General features: G+C 71.7%; 21 protein-coding genes. 7 read left to right on the top strand and 14 right to left on the bottom strand.

Annotated elements, in window-relative coordinates:
* Positions 1-265 precede the first annotated feature (265 nt).
* The 3 genes from ACFVAJ_RS08380 to ACFVAJ_RS08390 all read right to left on the bottom strand — a co-directional run bounded on the left by ACFVAJ_RS08380 (position 266) and on the right by ACFVAJ_RS08390 (position 3,506).
* Positions 266-1,342, bottom strand: a complete 1,077-nt coding sequence (locus tag ACFVAJ_RS08380; protein WP_376943020.1) for a threonine aldolase family protein — start codon at positions 1,340-1,342, stop codon at positions 266-268.
* 158 nt (positions 1,343-1,500) lie between these two features.
* The gene (locus tag ACFVAJ_RS08385; RefSeq protein WP_376943022.1) at positions 1,501-2,625 is read right to left on the bottom strand and encodes an ABC transporter permease; all 1,125 of its coding nucleotides are present in this window, start codon (positions 2,623-2,625) and stop codon (positions 1,501-1,503) included.
* Entirely contained in the window at positions 2,622-3,506 is an 885-nt protein-coding gene (locus tag ACFVAJ_RS08390; RefSeq protein ID WP_376943024.1) for an ABC transporter ATP-binding protein, read from the bottom strand. Before ACFVAJ_RS08390 ends, ACFVAJ_RS08385 begins: the two co-directional genes overlap by 4 nt.
* 225 nt (positions 3,507-3,731) lie before the next feature.
* Between ACFVAJ_RS08390 and ACFVAJ_RS08395 the strand changes: the two genes are divergently transcribed.
* Both ACFVAJ_RS08395 and ACFVAJ_RS08400 read left to right on the top strand, forming a co-directional pair.
* Positions 3,732-5,147 carry an MFS transporter gene (locus tag ACFVAJ_RS08395; protein ID WP_376944613.1) on the top strand — a complete coding sequence of 472 codons (1,416 nt, stop codon included), beginning with the start codon at positions 3,732-3,734 and terminating at the stop codon, positions 5,145-5,147.
* A 95-nt stretch (positions 5,148-5,242) separates the two neighbouring features.
* Positions 5,243-5,905, top strand: coding sequence for a dihydrofolate reductase family protein (locus tag ACFVAJ_RS08400; protein ID WP_376943027.1), 663 nt, complete (start codon positions 5,243-5,245; stop codon positions 5,903-5,905).
* 46 nt (positions 5,906-5,951) lie between these two features.
* Here ACFVAJ_RS08400 and ACFVAJ_RS08405 read toward each other — a convergent pair whose 3' ends face one another.
* The 9 genes from ACFVAJ_RS08405 to ACFVAJ_RS08445 all read right to left on the bottom strand — a co-directional run bounded on the left by ACFVAJ_RS08405 (position 5,952) and on the right by ACFVAJ_RS08445 (position 12,489).
* A complete protein-coding gene (locus ACFVAJ_RS08405; RefSeq protein ID WP_376943029.1) occupies positions 5,952-6,530 on the bottom strand; it encodes a dihydrofolate reductase family protein in 579 nt (192 codons plus the stop codon).
* Positions 6,530-7,051, bottom strand: a complete 522-nt coding sequence (locus tag ACFVAJ_RS08410; protein WP_376943031.1) for an SRPBCC domain-containing protein — start codon at positions 7,049-7,051, stop codon at positions 6,530-6,532. The genes ACFVAJ_RS08405 and ACFVAJ_RS08410 overlap by 1 nt, the downstream gene beginning before the upstream one ends.
* The gene (locus tag ACFVAJ_RS08415; RefSeq protein WP_376943033.1) at positions 7,048-7,386 is read right to left on the bottom strand and encodes an ArsR/SmtB family transcription factor; all 339 of its coding nucleotides are present in this window, start codon (positions 7,384-7,386) and stop codon (positions 7,048-7,050) included. The genes ACFVAJ_RS08410 and ACFVAJ_RS08415 overlap by 4 nt, the downstream gene beginning before the upstream one ends.
* 92 nt (positions 7,387-7,478) lie before the next feature.
* The gene (locus tag ACFVAJ_RS08420) at positions 7,479-8,189 is read right to left on the bottom strand and encodes a response regulator (RefSeq protein WP_376943035.1); all 711 of its coding nucleotides are present in this window, start codon (positions 8,187-8,189) and stop codon (positions 7,479-7,481) included.
* On the bottom strand, positions 8,186-9,550 hold the full coding sequence (locus ACFVAJ_RS08425; protein WP_376943037.1) for a sensor histidine kinase: 1,365 nt from the start codon (positions 9,548-9,550) through the stop codon (positions 8,186-8,188). Before ACFVAJ_RS08425 ends, ACFVAJ_RS08420 begins: the two co-directional genes overlap by 4 nt.
* A gap of 61 nt (positions 9,551-9,611) precedes the next feature.
* A complete protein-coding gene (locus ACFVAJ_RS08430; protein ID WP_376943039.1) occupies positions 9,612-10,292 on the bottom strand; it encodes a DNA alkylation repair protein in 681 nt (226 codons plus the stop codon).
* Between the two features lie 71 nt (positions 10,293-10,363).
* The gene (locus ACFVAJ_RS08435) at positions 10,364-10,849 is read right to left on the bottom strand and encodes a hypothetical protein (protein WP_376943041.1); all 486 of its coding nucleotides are present in this window, start codon (positions 10,847-10,849) and stop codon (positions 10,364-10,366) included.
* Positions 10,850-10,934: 85 nt separating this feature from the next.
* Complete coding sequence (locus ACFVAJ_RS08440) at positions 10,935-11,585, bottom strand: HAD-IA family hydrolase (RefSeq protein ID WP_376943043.1); 651 nt, start codon at positions 11,583-11,585, stop codon at positions 10,935-10,937.
* 61 nt (positions 11,586-11,646) lie between these two features.
* The gene (locus tag ACFVAJ_RS08445) at positions 11,647-12,489 is read right to left on the bottom strand and encodes a PIG-L deacetylase family protein (protein ID WP_376943045.1); all 843 of its coding nucleotides are present in this window, start codon (positions 12,487-12,489) and stop codon (positions 11,647-11,649) included.
* A gap of 187 nt (positions 12,490-12,676) precedes the next feature.
* Here ACFVAJ_RS08445 and ACFVAJ_RS08450 point away from each other — a divergent pair, with 187 nt between their 5' ends.
* The 3 genes from ACFVAJ_RS08450 to ACFVAJ_RS08460 are packed head-to-tail and all read left to right on the top strand — an operon-like array spanning position 12,677 to position 14,759.
* Positions 12,677-13,033, top strand: a complete 357-nt coding sequence (locus tag ACFVAJ_RS08450; RefSeq protein WP_376943047.1) for a PadR family transcriptional regulator — start codon at positions 12,677-12,679, stop codon at positions 13,031-13,033.
* Positions 13,030-13,869, top strand: a complete 840-nt coding sequence (locus tag ACFVAJ_RS08455; RefSeq protein ID WP_376943049.1) for a hypothetical protein — start codon at positions 13,030-13,032, stop codon at positions 13,867-13,869. Before ACFVAJ_RS08450 ends, ACFVAJ_RS08455 begins: the two co-directional genes overlap by 4 nt.
* A complete protein-coding gene (locus ACFVAJ_RS08460; RefSeq protein ID WP_376943051.1) occupies positions 13,866-14,759 on the top strand; it encodes a hypothetical protein in 894 nt (297 codons plus the stop codon). Before ACFVAJ_RS08455 ends, ACFVAJ_RS08460 begins: the two co-directional genes overlap by 4 nt.
* A gap of 63 nt (positions 14,760-14,822) precedes the next feature.
* On the opposite strand, the gene ACFVAJ_RS08465 is transcribed toward ACFVAJ_RS08460, so the two are convergent.
* Positions 14,823-15,206, bottom strand: coding sequence for a phage holin family protein (locus ACFVAJ_RS08465; protein ID WP_376943053.1), 384 nt, complete (start codon positions 15,204-15,206; stop codon positions 14,823-14,825).
* 51 nt (positions 15,207-15,257) lie between these two features.
* Between ACFVAJ_RS08465 and ACFVAJ_RS08470 the strand changes: the two genes are divergently transcribed.
* Both ACFVAJ_RS08470 and ACFVAJ_RS08475 read left to right on the top strand, forming a co-directional pair.
* Entirely contained in the window at positions 15,258-16,568 is a 1,311-nt protein-coding gene (locus ACFVAJ_RS08470; protein ID WP_376943055.1) for an MFS transporter, read from the top strand.
* A gap of 146 nt (positions 16,569-16,714) precedes the next feature.
* Positions 16,715-17,500 carry a hypothetical protein gene (locus tag ACFVAJ_RS08475; RefSeq protein WP_376943057.1) on the top strand — a complete coding sequence of 262 codons (786 nt, stop codon included), beginning with the start codon at positions 16,715-16,717 and terminating at the stop codon, positions 17,498-17,500.
* Between the two features lie 26 nt (positions 17,501-17,526).
* Here the strand turns inward: ACFVAJ_RS08475 and ACFVAJ_RS08480 are convergent, their stop codons facing one another.
* Positions 17,527-18,192 (bottom strand): SDR family NAD(P)-dependent oxidoreductase, encoded by a 666-nt coding sequence (locus tag ACFVAJ_RS08480; RefSeq protein ID WP_376943059.1) that lies wholly within the window; start codon positions 18,190-18,192, stop codon positions 17,527-17,529.
* Between the last annotated feature and the right edge of the window lie 64 nt (positions 18,193-18,256).

Genomic DNA, 18,256 nt, shown 5'->3' on the forward strand with positions numbered 1-18,256 from the left:
GACCAGCCCCTCGGCTGATACCCGAGACGGATCAGTGACGTAACGGCCGGGAGGACCAGCCCCTCGGCTGATACCCGAGACGGATCAGTGACGTAACGGCACGGGAAGACCAGCCCCTCGGCTGATACCCGAGACGGATCAGTGACGTAACGGCCGGGAGGACCAGCCCCTCGGCTGATACCCGAGACGGATCAGTGACGTAACGCCCGGGAGCATCAGCCCCCGGGCGATACCGAAGCGGATCGTTGACGGACTGCCGCGGAGGCTACGCCGCCGCGAGCTCCTCGCGGATGCCGGCGACGAACGCGTCGATGTCGGCTTCGCTCGTGTCGAATCCGCACATCCAGCGGACCTCGCCGCGTGCGGCGTCCCAGTCGTAGAAGCGGAAGCCGCGGTCGCGCAGCTTGTCGGCGACACCCTGCGGCAGGGTTGCGAAGACGCCGTTCGACTGCGTCTCCTGCGAGAAGCCGAGGCCCGGCAGCTCGCCGGCCGCGATGCCCGCGTCGAGCGCGTCGCGCAGGCGCGAGGCCATCGCGTTCGCGTGGGTCGCGTTGCGGAGCCACAGGTCGCCCTCGTAGAGCGCGATGAGCTGCGCCGAGACGAAGCGCATCTTCGAGGCGAGCTGCATGTTGAGCTTGCGCAGGTACTTCAGGCCCTCGGATGCCTCGGGGTTCAGCACCACGATCGCCTCGGCGCCGAGGCATCCGTTCTTGGTGCCGCCGACGCTGAGCACGTCGACCCCCGCGTCGCGGGTGAACGCGCGCAGCGGCACGCCGAGCGAGGCGCCCGCGTTCGAGAGCCGGGCGCCGTCCATGTGGAGCTTCATGCCGAGCGAGTGGGCGTGGTCGGCGATCGCGCGCACCTCGTCGACGGTGTACGCGGTGCCGAGCTCGGAGGTCTGCGTGATCGAGACCACGAGCGGCTGCGCGCGGTGCTCGTCGCCCCAGCCCCACGCCTCTTCGTCGATGAGCTCGGGGGTGAGCTTGCCGTCGGGCGCGGCGACGGTGAGCAGCTTGATGCCGCCGACGCGCTCGGGCGCCCCGCCCTCGTCGGAGTTGATGTGCGCCGTCTTCGCCGAGACGACCGCACCCCAGCGCGGCAGCATCGACTGCAGGCCGGTCACGTTCGCGCCGGTGCCGTTGAAGACGGGGAACGCCTCGACGCCCTCGCCGAAGTGGTGGGCGAACACCTGCTGCAGGCGCTCGGTGTAGACGTCTTCGCCGTAGGCGACCTGGTGGCCGTCGTTGGCGGTCGCGATGGCGGCGAGCACGTCGGGGTGCACGCCCGAGTAGTTGTCGGAGGCGAAGCCGCGGAAGGTCGTGTCGTGGAGCGGTGAGTTCACCGAACCATCCTCGCATCCGCGGGCGGGCGGGCATCGTGACGGCGGGCGCACGGAATCGCCGTATTCGTGCCCCGCACGCAGTTCTGACGCGCGAAGCGGGCGGATGCCGGGGCCCCCACCCCGTGGCATCCGCCCGCAGCTCGATTCGCGCGAGGCCGCTATCCGCGCAGCGCCTCGGCGAGGGGCACCCGCGACCCCGTCTTGAGGAGGGTGTTGCGGTAGATCCGCTCGCCGATCACGACCGCGAGCGCCGTCGTCGCGATGAGGATCACGAGCGAGAGGATCGGCTCCCACCACTCGGCCTGGCCGAGGAAGATGCGCACCGGCATGCCGACCGGGGCCGAGAACGGCACGTAGCTCATGATGCCGAGCACGGTCGGGTCGTCGAAGAAGAAGATCACGAGGAAGTACGGGATCATCACGAGCATCGTCACGGGCGTCGTGACCGAGCCCATGTCCTCGGCGCGCGACACCATCGCGGCGCTCGCGGCGAAGAGCGCGGCGAGCATCACGAAGCCGATCGCGAAGAACACGACGAACCAGATCACCGAGCTGCCGAGCCCGCCGAGCAGCACCTTCTGCCCGGTGACGAGCAGCCCGGCGATCGCGAGCACCGCGATCGCGAGGATCTGCCCGAACGCGAGCACGCTGTTGCCGATCACCTTGCCCGTGAGCAGGGCCCGGGCCGACACCGTCGAGAGCAGGATCTCGACGACGCGGGTCTGCTTCTCCTCGACGACCGACTGCGCGATCGTCGAGCCGAAGGTGATGGCCGACATGAAGAACACGATGCCGAAGCCGAAGGCGACGAGGTATGCGAGGCCGGGGTCGACCGCGGCGGGCTCGAGCAGCTCGACCGTCGGGCGGACCGCGAGCGCCGACACGACGCTCGACGGCGTCTGGTCGAGGCCGGTGACCGTGATGCCGAGGGGGTCGGATGCCGCGGGGCTGATGATCGCCTCGACCTCGCCGTCGCGCAGCAACTGCTCGCCGGCGGCCTCGTCGTCGACGGGCACCGGGTCGAGCGCCGGATTGCCCTCGACGGCGGTCGCAGCCGTCCCGACGACGGCGACCTTCACCGGGTCGGACTGGCCCCCGAAGAGGCTGCCGAGCACGACCGAGGCGAGCACGGCGAGCATGAGGATGCCGGTGGAGATGAGGAACGCCTTGCTGCGCAGCCGCATCGTGATCTCGCGGCCCGCGATGAGCGAGACGCTGTCGACGAAGCGCGGCTCGACCGGTCTGGTCGTGGCGACCGCGGGCTGCTGGGACTGCGTGCTCATCGCACGACCTCCTTGAAGATCTGGGCGAGCGTGGTGTGCTCGCGGGTGAAGCTGACGACCTCGCCGCGGGTGACGGCCTCGGCGAGCACCGCCTGCCGCGCGGCATCCGATTCGGCTTCGAAGACCGCCCAGCCGCCGTCGAACTCGGCGACCGTGATGCCCGCGCGATCGCGCAGCCAGCCGGTGTCGCCGTCGGTGAGCAGCTCCCAGCGCTCCGAGCCGTGCTCGGCGCGGAGGGCGTCGCGAGCGCCCGAGGCGGCGATGCGGCCGCCCGCGATGATCACGAGGTCGTCGCAGAGGCGCTCGACGATGTCGAGCTGGTGCGAGGAGAACAGCACGGGCACACCGCCCGCCGCGGCATCGGCGAGCACGCCCTGCACCGTCTCGACCGCGATCGGGTCGAGGCCGGAGAACGGTTCGTCGAGCACGAGCACCTCTGGGTGGTGCACGAGCGCGGCGGCGATCTGCGCCCGCTGCTGGTTGCCGAGCGAGAGCGACTCGATCGTGTCGTCGAATCGCTCGGCGAGGCCGAGGCGGTCGAGCAGTTCGCTCGCGTTGCGGCGCGCCGCGGCTGGAGCCCAGCCGTGCAGGCGGGCGAGGTAGACCGCCTGCTCGAGCACCTTCATCTTCGGGTAGAGCCCGCGCTCCTCGGGCATGTAGCCGAAGCGGCGGCGATCCGAGGCGGTGAGGGACGATCCGTCGAGCGAGACGCGGCCGCCGTCGGCCGCGAGCACGCCGAGGATGATGCGCATCGTCGTCGTCTTGCCGGCGCCGTTGCCGCCGACGAAGCCGGTGAGGCGGCCGTCGCCGACCGAGAAGGAGACCGCGTCGAGTGCGAGACGATCGCCGTAGCGCTTGGTCACGTCGTTGAGTTCGAGCATGCCTTCACGGTACGGATGTCGCGTGGCCGGCGTCATCCGCCTCGCGACGGGGATCGCGGCTCCGCCTCGCGGGGGAGGAGCGCGCCGGGTGGCGCGAAGGGGGTTATGGATCTCGGCGGTCGCGGTTACCCTCGCAGCATGAGCGAGGGGCTCGACCGGACGGGGCCGGGGGCGGCGGAAGCGCACGCGCCGCAGGCGGGCTCGGTCGTGCCCCCCGAGCACGGCATGCGCACCTTCCTGCACGTGCTCGTCAACACGATGATCGCGAACGTGACCACCAGCTTCCTGTGGTTCGCGCTCACGTTCTGGGTGTACCTCGAGACCCGCTCGGTGCTCGCGACGGGCATCATCGGCGGGGCGTACATGCTGCTCATCGCCCTGTTCGGCATGGTCTTCGGCACCCTCGTCGACCGGCACCGCAAGCACCGGGTCATGGTGCTGTCGAGCGTCGTCTCGCTCGTGGCGTTCACCCTCGCGGGGGTGCTCTACCTGCTGCAGCCCGAGTCGGCGCTCGTCGATCTCGGCGGCCCCTGGTTCTGGGTGTTCTCCGGCGTCATCCTCTTCGGCGCGGTGGTCGAGAACATGCGCAACATCGCCCTGTCGACGACGGTCACCCTGCTGGTGCCCGTCGAGCGTCATGCCAACGCCAACGGCATGGTCGGCACGGTGCAGGGCCTCGCGTTCATGGTCACGAGCGTGTTCAGCGGACTCGCGATCGGGATCGTCGGCATGGGGTGGACGCTGGCCATCGCGATCGTGTTGACGCTCGTCGCGCTCGTGCACCTGCTGTTCGTGCGCATCCCCGAGGAGAAGCCCGCCGTCGACGCCGATCGGCCGCCGATGATCGATCTCCGCGGCAGCGTCGCGGCGGTGCGCGCCGCCCCCGGGCTCTTCGCGCTCATCCTCTTCTCGACCTTCAACAACCTCATCGGCGGCGTGTACATGGCCCTGATGGACCCGTACGGCCTCGAGTTGTTCCCCGTCGAGATCTGGGGGATCGTGCTCGGCGTCACCGCGACGGGCTTCATCATCGGCGGCCTCGTGGTCGCCAAGTGGGGGCTCGGCGAGAACCCCATCCGCACCATGCTGCTCGTCGTCATCGTCATGGGCCTCCTCGGGGCGCTCTTCACGATCCGCGACTGGTGGCTGCTCTACGCGCTCGGCATCTGGGCGTACATGTGTCTCATCCCGGTCGTCGAGGCGGCCGAGCAGACGGTGATCCAGAAGGTCGTGCCGTTCCGCACGCAGGGGCGCGTCTTCGGCTTCGCGCAGGCGTTCGAGGCCGCGGCGGCGCCGATCACCGCGTTCCTCATCGCGCCGCTCGCCGAGTTCTGGATCATCCCCTACATGGAGTCGGACGACGGGCAGGCGACGTGGGGCTGGGTGCTCGGCGACGGGGTGGCGCGCGGCATCGCGCTCGTGTTCCTGTTCTCGGGCCTCATCATGGTGGCGCTCGCGCTCGCCGCGTTCACGACCCGTTCGTACCGGATGCTCTCCACCGAGTTCCGGGAGGGTGTGACGCCGGCGGTCGGCGATGGGCGCGAGGACCCCGAGGCCGACGACGCCGGCAGCGCGTCCGCCGACGCCGACCCCCTCACCGAGTCGGCGACGGGCGGGCGGGGAGGCCGGCGGGCCGACTGAGCTCGAGGCTCGATGTTTCGACCTCCATCGAAACCCTTCGGCGTCGGCCCGAGCGCCGGAAGAGTGGGCGTCGCGGCCCGATGGGGTCGCGATCGATGACCGGAAGGACTCCGCCCGTGGCCGTTCGCGCCGACCTCAACATCTCCCTCGACGGCTTCGCGTCGACGACCGACCAGACCCCCGAGAATCCGATGGGCGACGACTGGTTCCGACTCACCGGCGCCTACGCGGCGACGCGCACGTTCCGCGAGCGAGTGCTCGGCGACACCTCGGGAGCCGGCACCACCGGGATCGACGACGCCTACGCCCGGGCGTACTTCGAGGGCGTCGGCGCCGAGATCATGGGCGCGGGCATGTTCGGGCTGCACCAGAACGCCGACGACCCCGACTGGCGCGGCTGGTGGGGCGAGGAGCCGCCCTTCCGCGTCCCCGTGTTCGTGCTGACGCACGCGCCGCGCCCGTCGATCGAGATGGCAGGCGGCACGACCTTCCACTTCCGCGACGCGTCGCCCGAGGAGGCGCTCGCCGAGGCGACCCGGTCGGCGAACGGCGGGGACGTGCGCATCGGGGGCGGGGTGCGCACGGTGCGCTCGTTCCTCGCGGCGGGCCTGGTCGACCGGCTCCACGTCGCGATCGCGCCGATCGTGCTCGGGCGCGGACAGAACCTGTGGGAGGAGCTGCGCGGGCTCGAGGCGCGGTATTCAGTCGCCAGCGAGACGGCCGAGAGCGGCGTCGTCCACGTCACGTTCCGGCGCTGACCCGGCGCCGATCCGGTGACTGCGCACCGGCCGGCGTCGCCGCCGGTCAGCCCACGCGGTATCGCAGGCTCACGACGCCCCCCGGGCGCGAGGCGACCTTCTCGAGCCGGAGCCGACGCTCGGCGAGCGCGCCGGGCGTGAACGAGCGCCCGTCGCCGCGCAGCGTCGGCACGATCCGCAGGTGCAGCTCGTCGACGAGACCGGCGGTGAACAGCGCGTCGGTGAGCACGAGGCTGCCCCACACGATGACGGTGCCGAAGCGCTCCTTCAGGGCGGCGGTCTGCTCGGCCCCGTCGCCGCGGAGGATCTCGACGCTCCCGTCGCCCCATGGGGCGACGGCCAGCGTGTTCGACACGACGAACTTCGGCAGCCGGTTGATGAGCTCGGCGACGCGCTCCACCGCCGGGTCGACGGCCGGCCAGTAGTCGGCGAACATGCGGTACGTCGTCGCGCCGAAGAGGATCGCCTCGGCCTGCGAGACGTACGCGAGCTGCTGGGCGTCGTTGAGTTCGACCGCGCCGTCGTCGCCGGTCTGCACGAGTGCGTCGAAGAAGTCGATGCCGCCGTCGGCGTCGGCGGCGTAGCCGTCGGCGGTGATCACCTGCTCGACGATCAGCCGGCCCATCAGCTCGCCTCGCCTCGCGTGCCGGGTGCGTCGGGCGCGCCCGCCAGGTGCTCCTCGAGCATGTCGAACGCCGAGTCCCATCCGTCGTAGACATCGTCGTCGCCGGGTGCGCCGTCGACGCCGAGCAGGTGGAACAGCATCTCGGTGCGCCCGCCGTCGAGTTCGCGGAGGGTGATGGTGATGACCGGCACGCGGTCGTCGTCGTCGCCGGGTGAACCCCACGTCATGACGAGGCGCTCGGGCTCGCGAAGCTCGCGGAAGGTGCCCGCCGTCGGGTACTCGGTGCCGTCGGGCGCCACCATCGTGTAGCGGTAGCGACCGCCCTCGCGCGTGTCGAGGTCGACGCTGCCGGGCTTGATCACGATGTCGCGCGGATGCCACCATGCGGCGGCGTCGGCCTGCTCGGTCCACGCCCGCCAGACGAGTTCGCGCGGGGCGTCGAAGATGCGGGTGATGGTGAACTGCGGTGCTCGGCTCGCCGCGGTGGTCGCCGCGGCCGATGCCGTCTGGTGCTCGGTCATTTCGGACCCTCCTTCATGGTGCGGAGGTGCTCGGCGAGCAGGTCGAAGCGTTCGTTCCACTCGCGGCGGTGGAGCTCGACCCAGGCGGATGCCTCGTCGAGGGGTTCGGTGCGCAGCGTGCAGGTGCGCCACTGCGCCGTCGCCGTGCGCTCGATGAGCCCGGCCCGCTCGAGCACCCCGAGGTGCTGCGAGATCGCGGGGCGGCTCATGGCGAAGGGCTCGGCGAGTTCGCCGACGGTCGCGGGTCCGACCCGGAGGCGCGAGAGCATCGCGCGGCGGGTCGGATCGGCGAGCGCCTGGAACACCGCGCTGAGCTCGTCCTGCGCTCCACCCAAGTTAAGCAACTCCTTAATTAATGAATTGCTTAACCATAAGTCGCGCCAGGGGATGCGTCAACCCCCCAGCTCGGCGCGGGCCGTCGGCGAGATCAGCCGCGCGGCCGCACCACGCCGTGCTCGTACGCGTAGACGACCGCGTGCACCCGGTCGCGCAGGCCGAGCTTCATGAGCACCTTCGACACGTGCGTCTTCACCGTGGCCTCGCCGACCCAGAGCCGCACGGCGATCTCCGCGTTCGAGATGCCGAGCGCGAGCAGCTCGAGCACCTCGCGCTCGCGCTCGGTGAGCGTCGCGAGTTCGGCGGGCGGCGGGGGAGCGGCCGGGCCAGGCACGGCGACGGATGCCCCGTGCCCGCCCGCGGCACTCGACCCCGAGCGGCCCGCCACCGCCTCGATGACGCGGCGCGTGACATCCGGGGAGAGCAGCGCGTCGCCGCGCGCGACGACCTGCACCGCCTCGATGAGCTGCTCGGGGCTCGAGTTCTTCAGCAGGAACCCGCTCGCCCCGGCGTCGAGCGCCGCGAACAGGTAGTCCTCGCGGTTGAACGTCGTGAGCACCAGGACCGCGGCCTGCGTCGCGGCGTCGCCCGTGATGCGGCGGGTGGCCTCGAGCCCGTCCATGCCGGGCATCTGCACGTCCATGCAGACCACGTCGGGGGCGAGGGCCGCGACCTGGTCGATCGCCGCCTGCCCGTCGGCCGCCTCGCCGACGACCTCGATCCCGTCCTCCGAGTCGAGGATGGTGCGGAAGCCGGCACGCACGAGGCTCTGGTCGTCGACGACGAGCACGCGGATGCTCACGCGCCCGCCTCCTCGACGCGACGGAGCGGGAAGCTCGCCCGCACGAGGTAGCCGCCCCTCGCCCGCGGACGGAGCTCGATCGTGCCGCCCGCCGCGGCGACCCGCTCGCGCATGCCGAGCTGGCCGAGGCCCCCGCCCGTGGCATCCGATCGTCGTGCCGTTCCCGCGACCGAGGTCGCGGTGCCCGAGTTGGTGATCTCGACCTCGAGGGCCGTGTCGGTCCACCGCACGCGCACCTCGGCGGTCGCGGCCGCGCCGGCGTGCTTCCGCACGTTCGTGAGGGCCTCCTGGGTGATGCGGTAGGCGCTGAGGTCGACGACGGGCGAGACCGGCCGTGGTTCGCCGACGATCGCCAGGGTCACGGGCAGTCCGCCGTCGGCCGACTCGCGGACGAGCTCGTCGAGTCGGGCGATGCCGCGGGTCGAGGTGCTCGTGGTCGCCTCCACCGTGGCGGGCGCCGGGGCGTCGTCGAGCACGAGCGGTCCGGTGTCGGCGTCGCCGCGGAGGGTGCCGAGCAGCCCGTGCAGCTCGTCGACCGCCTCGCGCGCGCTCGACTCGATCGTCGAGAGCGACGCGGTCGCCGCCGCAGGGTCCTTGGCGAGCACGCGCCGCGCCGCGCCCGCCTGCACCCCGATCACCGAGACGTGGTGGGCGACGACGTCGTGGAGCTCGCGCGCGATGCGCAGCCGCTCGAGCGCGACCGCCTGCACGCGGGTGCGCTCGCGCTCGGCGGCGAGCTCGGCCGTGCGCTGCTCGAGTTCGGCCCGCGCGCGCGCCGACCGGTAGGCGGTGTCGCCGAAGTACCAGGCGCCGCCGAAGTACAGCAGGTTCGTGAGCACGTTGATGAATCCGTACGCGAGGTACGGCGAGAGCAGGCCCTCGCGGGAGAGCTCGGGCAGGTGATCCTGCACCGTCGAGAAGAAGATGAGCCCCCAGAACAGCCACCCGAACATCACGATCACGATGGCGGCGCGCACGATGGTCGCGACGCGGCGGCTGCGCCCCCACGCGCCCACGGTGTAGATCGCGACGAAGAGCGCGATGTTCGAGAAGAGCGCCTCGCCGACGCCGACGACGGCGCCGACGATGAAGACGGCGGATGCCACGAGCGCCACGATCTCGGGCCATCGGCGCCGCGCGGCGAGAGGCAGGGTCATCCCGGCCGTCCAGAGCGCGGCGCCCCACCAGGGGGTGCCCTCGCCCCACCCGGTCGCGCGGTACAGCACCACGCTCGCGGCGGTGCCGACCGCGAGCACGAGGGCGAGCACGAGGTCGTTGCGGTACCCCCGGCGGCCGGGGCGCGGCCTGACCCACTCGACGCCCGGCAGCACGGGCGGGGCGGTGGTCACGTTCTCGGACATCCCTCCACGCTAGCGACCGGGCGCGGTGCGGGAATCCGTCGCGTGGCTGAGATCGCGCCGGCTACTTCGCGCCCTGCCGGCGCACCATCTCGCCGATCCAGACGGGGGCGAACGGCGAGGTGCAGTTCGGGGGCGTCGGGTAGTCCTTCAGCACCTCGAGGCGCTCGCCGATGTCGATCGCGCGGGCGCGGAAGGCCGGGTGGTTGATGCCGATCATCGCGAGCGACGTGTTCATCTCCCATTGCACCTTGGCCGGGGCGCCCTGCATCTCGGCCTCGATGGTGTCGAGCATGCGGGGGAGCTCGTCGGGTGCGAGCCGCTCGGGCTGCTTCGACACCCGTTCGGCGTTGAGCGCCCACGCGGCGCTCGCCGCGAGCGGGTCGGCGTCGTCGAGCCACGCGAGCCGCAGCGCCTCGGCATGGGGGCTCTTCTTCACCACGTAGTTGACGAGCCAGTCGTGGCCCTTGGGCGTCGGCTCCTCGCGGACCATCGCATCGAGCTGCTCGGCGCTGAACGCCTTCGGTTTGCAGATCAGGATCGCGAGCAGCCTCGAGGCAGTGTCGCCGGTGGCCCAGAGCTCGAGTGCGAGCTCGTGGTCCGTCTTCACCCGCTTCGCGAGGGCGCGCAGCTGCGCGAGGTTCACACCGTGCGTGTCGCCCCGTCGCTCGTTGGCCTCGCGGGTCTTCGGGTCGTCGAGTGCGGCGAGCTCGGCCTGCACCTCGGCGAGTCTCGGTTCGGTCATGCGTCATCCCCCGTCTGCTCGGGCCTGCCAGCCAGCCTAGGCGCGCAGCACACGGTCGACCGGTTCGAGTGCTACTCCGAGGTGAAGACGTTCGTCCAGACCTCGGAGCCGTCGGGGTTGAGGTAGGTGTACTTCACCTTCGGCGACTCGGTGATCCCGTGGGACTCCATCTCGGGGAACAGCGTCTCGTCGCAGAGGGTCTGCAGCATCGGCTTCTGCTCGTCGAAGGTCGGTCCGGCCGCATCCGCGTCCACCGCCTCGGTGAACACGTAGCGGTAGTCGATGGTGTCGGGCGCGATCGCCTCGGCCGTGATCTCCGAGTACATCCCGCCGAACTGGTCGATCAGCGCCGGCATCTGCTCCTGCACGGCCGCGACGTAGCGGTCGAGCGCGGCCGCCTGGTCGGCGGAGGCCTCGGCGGCGACCACCGGCTGCTCAGACGGACGGGTGGCCTCGGCGGAAGCGCCGCCGCCCGGGAGCGAACAGGCGGCGAGGGCGAACGTCATCGACGAGACGAGGAGCGCAGCACCGAGGCTGCGGGCGAGAGTGCGATTCACAGCGTCAGCATAGTGAATCGGAGGACGCTCTCCGTTCGCGTCCCGAGAAGCGGCCGGGCCCCCGCACTGCCGGCGTCGAGCCGCCCTACTCCAGCGTGATCGTGATCGCCGCGTCGTCCACCGTGATGCGCACGGCGGAGAGGTCGTGCACGTGGTGATCCGGTCGGTGCGGTCCGGCGAGCGGCCCGACGCCGACGACGCGCATGCCCGCCCGGCGGGCCGCTGTGATGCCGGCCTCGGAGTCCTCGAAGACCACGCAGTCGCGGGGCGGAACGCCGAGCGCCTCGGCGGCGGTGAGGAACCCCTCGGGGTCGGGCTTGCTGGCCGACACGCTCTCGGCGGTCACCGCGACCGGGGGCATCGTCAGCCCGGCCGCGGTCATGCGGGCGGTCGCGAGCGGGCGGCTCGCCGAGGTCACGAGCGCGTGCGGCACCTCGGCGAGCGAACGCAGCAGCCGGGCCGCGCCGGCGATGGCGAGGACCCCCTCGGTCTCGGCGGTCTCGCGCTCGAGCATCGCGCGATTGTCGGCGAGGTTCTCCTCGACCGGGCGCCCCGGCAGCAGGATCGCCATGCTCGCGTGCCCCTGGCGGCCGTGGATCACCTGCATGACCTCGGCAGGATCGAGCCCGTGCTCCGCGGCCCAGTCGGTCCACACCCGTTCGACGACGGCCGACGAGTCGACGAGCGTGCCGTCCATGTCGAGCAGGATCGCGGCGGCCGAGATGGTGGTGGTCATCAGGGGAGGCTACACGCGGTTCCGCAACGGTCGCCGCGCGGCTCGTTCCCGACCGGTCGATCTAACCCAGCGGCTCGGCCTCGAGATCGCGCACGTGGTAGAACTCCTGGTCCCACAGCAGGTAGATGAGCCACGTCGGCAGGATGTACGACTCCTGCATGAAGTTCGCCTGCGACGCGTGGATCGTCCACCCCTCGTGCTTCTTCTGCACCGCGGCATCCATCGCGACCTCGGGCTTCGGCTGGTTCGCGACGACGAACGCGCCGGTGTCGCCGCCGAACGCCGCCAGGGCGCCGGAGGGACTGATCGTGTAGACGAGGTGCTTCGGGCCGGCGTAGTCGCCGCCCTCCGCCTCGAGCTTCGCGATCGCGAGCTCGGTCACGCGGCCCATCTGCATGTGGTCCTTGTGGCCGGTCGCGCCCGACTCGGGCCAGAACGCGACGACGACGTCGGGCTTCACCCGCTGCAGCTCGTCGACGACGCGGTCGACGAGCTCGTCCTCGTCGGCGTCGGGCACGCCGCCGTCGGGATAGTCCCAGACGACGTGGCGGTCGACGCCGAGGTTGAAGCTGTTCTTCAGCGCCTCGGCCCTGCGCACCTCGCCGAGGTCCTCCTGCCGTGCGACGACCGGGGTCTGGTGCCCGGCCTCGCCCTGCGTGGCGGTGATCATCGCGGTGTAGGCACCGTCCTCGTGCGCGTGCCAGAACAGTCCGTTGACGGTCTGCTCGTCGTCGGGGTGGGCGAACACGCCGAGCACGCGGGTGCCGCCGAGTTCGCCGACGACCGAGTCGACCCCCTTCGCGGTCGGCTCGTAGAAGAGGTGGCGGCCGGCCCAGTAGAGCCCGCCGACGACGGCGAGGAGGACGGCGGCGATGACGATGAGCGCGACGGTGCGCTTGCGCATGGGTGGGGCCTTCGGGTCGGATGCCTCGAGCTCGGGTTCGCTCGGGCGCGGGGGCGGCCAGCCGGGGGAGACTCGCGCGCCGTTTCGGGGTGCGAGCATGCTAACCCGGCCGCCCGCCGACGCCGAATCCGACTCGGTTTCGGGACGGCCCTTGCTTAAAGGAAGATATGTTCCTATTGTTTCCCGCATGGCACGGAGACGTGAAGGACGACTGTTCGACCTCGAGGTCGATATCCTCGCGGCGGGCATGGAGCTGCAGCGGACCGACGGCGACTTCTACGGTTTCGCCCTCGCGAAGCGAATCGCCGAGCGCAACGAGGCGGTGGCGCTCACCGCGTACGGCACCCTCTACAAGGCGCTCGCGCGGATGAACGAGGCGGGTCTGCTCGAGTCGGCGTGGGAGGACGCCGCGCTCGCCGAGGCGGTCGGCCGCCCACGCCGTCGCCTCTACCGTGTGACCGGCGCCGGCGAGCTCGCGTACCGCGCCGAGCTCGCCGCCCGCGAACCCGCGCCCGTGACCCGGCCGAAGGCGGCGTTCGCATGAGCGGCGGGGGGATGGCTCGGGCCGAGGCCGATTCGCCCGCGCTCGAGCAAAACGCTCTCGACGACGCGTTCGACGGCGGCTTCGTCGAGCGCGTGGTCGAACGCCGAACCGGCGACGACCGCGTCGATGCGCTGGTGCTCGGCTGGTGCCGCTGGTACACCCGCGACCTCTCCGAGCCCGTCGCGACGACACGACGGGCCGAGCTCGTCTCCGATCTGTACGAGCAGCGCGCGATCGCGGCCGAGACCGGCCGATCCGTGGCAGCCCGGTCGTTCGTGGGTCGCCTCGTCCGCGGCATCCCGGCCGATCTCAGCTGGCGGCGCGCGCAGCTGCGCCGGCTCGCCCTGACCGCGCCGCGCGGCACTTTCCCGCTCGCGATGCCCGCGCTCGCCCACCTCGCGACCGCGCTGCTGCTCGCGTGGGGCGTGCTCGTCGTGTGGCGCATCGTCGCGGGCGTGGCCGCCGGTTCCTGGTCGGGCGCCTGGGATCTGGTGGCCGCGGGCGTCTTCGGCCTCGCGATGGCGGTGTTCGGAGCCGTGCTGACGACCGTTCCGCGGTTCCGCTGGCTCGGCGCCCTCTGGCTCGCCGCGGCGAGCTACGTGCTCATCAGGTTCGGCATGTACACGCTCATCGCGTCGAGCACCACGCTGGGCGCGTTCTACGCCTCGACGATCGAGCAGGCGATGCTCGTGAACCGGGTCATGGCCGCAGCGGGCGTGCTGTTCTTCGCGGCGATGGCCGCGTGGTGGCTGCCGACTGCGGGCGGGCTGTGGGCGCGCCGTCGACGAAGCGACCCTACCGTCGACGTCGCGCCCACCGAGGCGGTGTCCGCATGAATCTGCAGCGCATCGCGGCGGTCGTCGTGATCTCGGGCGCCGTGCTCGGCGGCGCGTCGGTCGTCGCCCTGGGCGCCGCCGCGTACGCGGCGAGCCAGCCGGGGCCCGAGCCGATCGCCGAGCCGGCGAGCGGAACGGACGGCGGTGAGTCGGAGGACGAGATGGCGTCGTATCTCGCCTCGCTGCCCGAGGCCGAACCCGGGGTACCGACCGCGCCTCCGGCGACTCCGAAGGCGCCGCCGCAGCCGGGTACCGGGGTGATGGCGGCGAGCTACAACCCGTACCTCGAGCCGAGCGACCCCGAGTACGTTTCGCCCGAGGAACGCTCGGAGTACCTGGGCGAGCAGGAGCTCGTGCGTCAGTGCATGGCCGATCGCGGATTCGACTACCGGATCGCCCGCTGGTGGCTGGAAGAGGATTCCCAGCCGGTCGGCCTGGACTTCGAGACCTCGATCCTGTGGGGGCAGGCGTTGCTCGGCGAGGACCACCCCTACAGCTTCGAAGGCGGGTGCGCGACGGAAGCCCGGACCGCGGCCGAGGCGGGTCGTGCCGCGGGCACACCGTTGTCCGCGGCCGTTCCGCCCGACGACCCCGATCTGCCGACACCGCGCGAGAACTGGCTCGCATACGACGACGTCATCCGTCAGTGCATGGGCGACAAGGGGTTCGAGTACCTCTATTCGGAGTTCTGGAATCCCGACTACGTCACCCCCGACCCCTTCGACGTCGACCCGCAGGACGCGATGCCCGATGATCTGACTCCCGAGCAGGAAGCGGAGTGGACCCTCGCGCTCGGCGGCGACGCGGGGACGAGTGCGGCGTACCGCTGGGAGGACGCCGGTTGCTCGGGCTACGCGACGCACGTCACCGGCCGTGACAATATGCGGTGATCGTCCGTCATGCCGCGGCGATCATGCCCCGGGGCCGGAGCCGGCCCCGGGGCATCCGATCGCTCAGCCCTTCTTGTCGGGGGCGATGCGCGGCAGCAGATACTTGCCCGAGAGCCAGGCGGCCAGGGCGGTGATGATCCAGACGATGACGGCCGCGAGCACCCACGGCGCGATGCCGTCGAAGGTGATGCCGTCGCCGAGCGAGGCGACGAAGAGCGCGACCGCGGTCGAGATGAGGCCTGCGACGCCCGCGACGGCCGGGGCGCCACGGTGGAACAGGGTCTCGACCAGCCACTCGATGAGGGCCTGCACGGCCGCGAACACGATGATCGCGACGATGAATCCCGACCAGTGCAGGTGCATGCCCGGGACGAGCAGCGCGGCGACGGCGAGGGCGAGGGCGGCGAGCACGAGGGAGACGCCGAGACGGATGAGGAAGCGCACCATGGCGTGAGCGTAGCGCTTCCGTCGGCAGCCGGTCGGGAGGATGATGGGCGGGTGAGCGAGCCGACGACGGTCAATCACGCGGCGCGGCGGGTGCAGTCCGTGTATTTCACGCTGCTCATCGGCAACACGCTCGCGGCGTCGTTCATCTGGGGTGTGAACACGCTGTTCCTGCTCGACGCCGGGCTCTCGAATCTCGAGGCATTCGCCGCGAACGCCTTCTTCTCGTTGGGCATGGTGATCTTCGAGGTGCCGACGGGCGTCGTCGCCGACACCCTCGGCCGTCGCATGTCCTACCTCCTCGGCACGGTCACGCTCGCCGTCACGACGCTGCTCTACTACTGGCTCTGGGTGATCGAGGCGCCGTTCTGGGGATGGGCGGTCGTCTCGGTGCTGCTCGGGCTCGGCTTCACCTTCTTCTCGGGGGCGACCGAGGCGTGGCTCGTCGACGCGCTCACCGCGACCGGGTACACGGGCAGTCTCGAGCGGGTGTTCGGACGCGGGCTCGCGCTCTCGGGCGCCGCGATGTTCATCGGCTCGATCGCGGGCGGCGTGATCGCGCAGGCGAGCGACCTCGGGGTGCCGTTCCTCGTCCGCGCCGCGATCCTCATCGTCATGTTCGTCGTCGCCGCGGTGCTCATGCGCGACCTCGGCTTCACGCCCGCCGGACGCGCGCACCCGCTGCAGGCCACGAAGCAGGTGTTCCAGTCGTCGCTGAAGTACGGGCTCGGGCGACCGGCGGTGCGCTACGTGATGTTCGCCTCGTTCTTCACCTCCGGCGTCGGCTTCTACGTCTTCTATGCGCTGCAGCCCTACCTCGTCGAGCTCTGGGGCGACGAGGAGGCGTACTCGATCGCGGGCCTCGCCGCCGCGATCCTCTCGGGCTCGCAGATCATCGGCGGGCTCTGCGCGCCGTGGGTGCGTCGCCGGTTCCGACGCCGCACCACGACGATCCTCCTGAGCCTCGTGGTGAGCTGCGCCGTGCTCCTCGCGCTGGGATTCAACCGCAGCTTCTGGTTCGCGCTCGTGCTGCTCGTGCTCTGGGGGCTCGTCGATGCAGCGGCGGGCCCCGTGCAGCAGGCCTACCTCAACGACATGATCCCGTCGGCGCAGCGTGCGACGGTGCTCTCGTTCGACTCGCTGCTGGGCAGCACGGGCGGGGCGGTGATCCAGCCGGTGCTCGGGCGATCGGCCGACCTGTGGGGCTACCCGGGGTCGCTCCTCGTGAGCAGCGGGTTCCAGGCGCTCGCGGTGCCGTTCCTCTGGCTGAGCCGTCGGCAGCGCTCGCCCGCCGACGAGGCGACCGAGGTCGCCGGTGAGCGTCGCGAGACGGACGACGCCCCGGGGGTGCCGCCGATCGATTGAGCCGTAGGTCGCCGGCTGATCGTCCCGAATGCCGTCCGAGTGCAACCGGCTCACGGGGTTGCCCCCTCTTCGGGGGTCACGTAGCATTGCCGGACGCCCGCACGACGAACGCCCGAGCGACCCCTCGGGAGACGAGGAGGAGCCGCGTGCGCAAGATCCTCCTCCTGGTCGCCGCCGCGACGGTCCTCTTCCTCGGCTCCCTGTCGTTGGGCGTCGCCGCAGCCCTGACCGGGGCGCCCGTCTTCTACGACGCGCGCTCGCCGCACCCCGCGAGCACCGCCGACGATCGACTCGAGGTCGAGGCGGGCGCGCCGACGACGCCGCCCGGCACCTCGGACGGGGCCGACGACGGCGAGGATGCGGTGCCGCAGCCGTCACCGTCGCCGTCGCCGCACGCTCCGTCGCCGAGCGATGCTCCGACGCCCGAGGCGCCCCAGCCGTCGCCCACGACACCGCCGGCCGATCCGTTGCCCAGCGCCGCCGAGCAGGCGGCGTGGCTCGCGTTCCAGCAGGCGGTGCGCGAGTGCATGGTCGACGCCGGGTACGAGTACCGCCACTGGGAGTGGTGGACGACCGAACCGCGCAACCCGAACTCGACCGCGCCGGCCATGCCCGAAGGGCTCGGCGCCGACGAGCAGGCCGCATGGCATGCGGCGCTCGAGGGCCCGGGGCTCGACGGCACGGGATGTCTCGGCAAGGCCGCCGAAGAGGATCGAGAGGAATCGGCTCCGCCGCCTCCCGCACCGCCCGCGCCTTCGGTGCCGCCGGGGCCCGGCGACGGGGGCCTGCAACGCCCCGAGGACGCGACCGAGGGGGCCGCGCCCGAAGCGCTCGCACCCGACGCAGCCGAGGAGGTCGCGCCCGAAGCGCTCGCACCCGACGCGGCCGAGGCGGTCGCCTCCGACGTGGACGCACCGGGTGCGAACGCCTGACCGAGGCGGCATCCCGCCGCGTCGGTTCAGTCCGAGAGCGTCTCGACGCGCCCGTTCAGCTCCGAGGCATCCGTCGACCAGAGCGCGACGACCTCGTTCGCGAGTCGGTCTTCGAGGCCCGCGAGCGACTTCACTCGGAAGGTGACGGCGGCGCCGGTCTCGCCCTCCTTGCCGAGGCCGTGGGCGAGCGACTGCATCCAGGCCTCGCTCGCGGCCTTCACGGCGGCGTAGTTCGCGCCGCCCGCGAGCGGACGTTCGACCGCCGTCGAGGAGACGATCGCGATACGGCCCGCAGGGGAGGCGACGAGGTCGTCCCAGAGGGCGCGGCTGACGTGGCGCAGTGCCGAGAACGAGCGTTCGAGCACGCGGTAGTCCTCCTCGGTCTGCCCGGGGATGCCGCCGCCGCCGCGCCAGCCGCCGACGAGGTGGATGATGCCGTCGACCTCGCCGACCCGGCCGTGCACGCGCATCGCGAGGGGCCACACCTGCATCTGGTCGGTGAGATCGGCCTGCTCGACGATGACGCCCGGCAGCTCGGCTGCGAGCTCGACGAGCCGGCCGCGGTCGCTGCCCACCGCGATGACGCGGGCGCCCGCCTCGAGCAGGGCTCGGGCGACGGCTCGGCCCGAGGCGCTCGTCGCGCCCGCGATGAGCACGGTGCGCCCCGCGGCGCCGGTGGGGTGGTCGGTCATGGTGGGCTCCTCTTCGAGCTTCGTGGAAGCAGGCGGTCATTCAGGAGAACGAAAGCTGCTCAGG

It is taken from the genome of Agromyces sp. NPDC057679 (assembly GCF_042799635.1).
Classification (GTDB): domain Bacteria; phylum Actinomycetota; class Actinomycetes; order Actinomycetales; family Microbacteriaceae; genus Agromyces.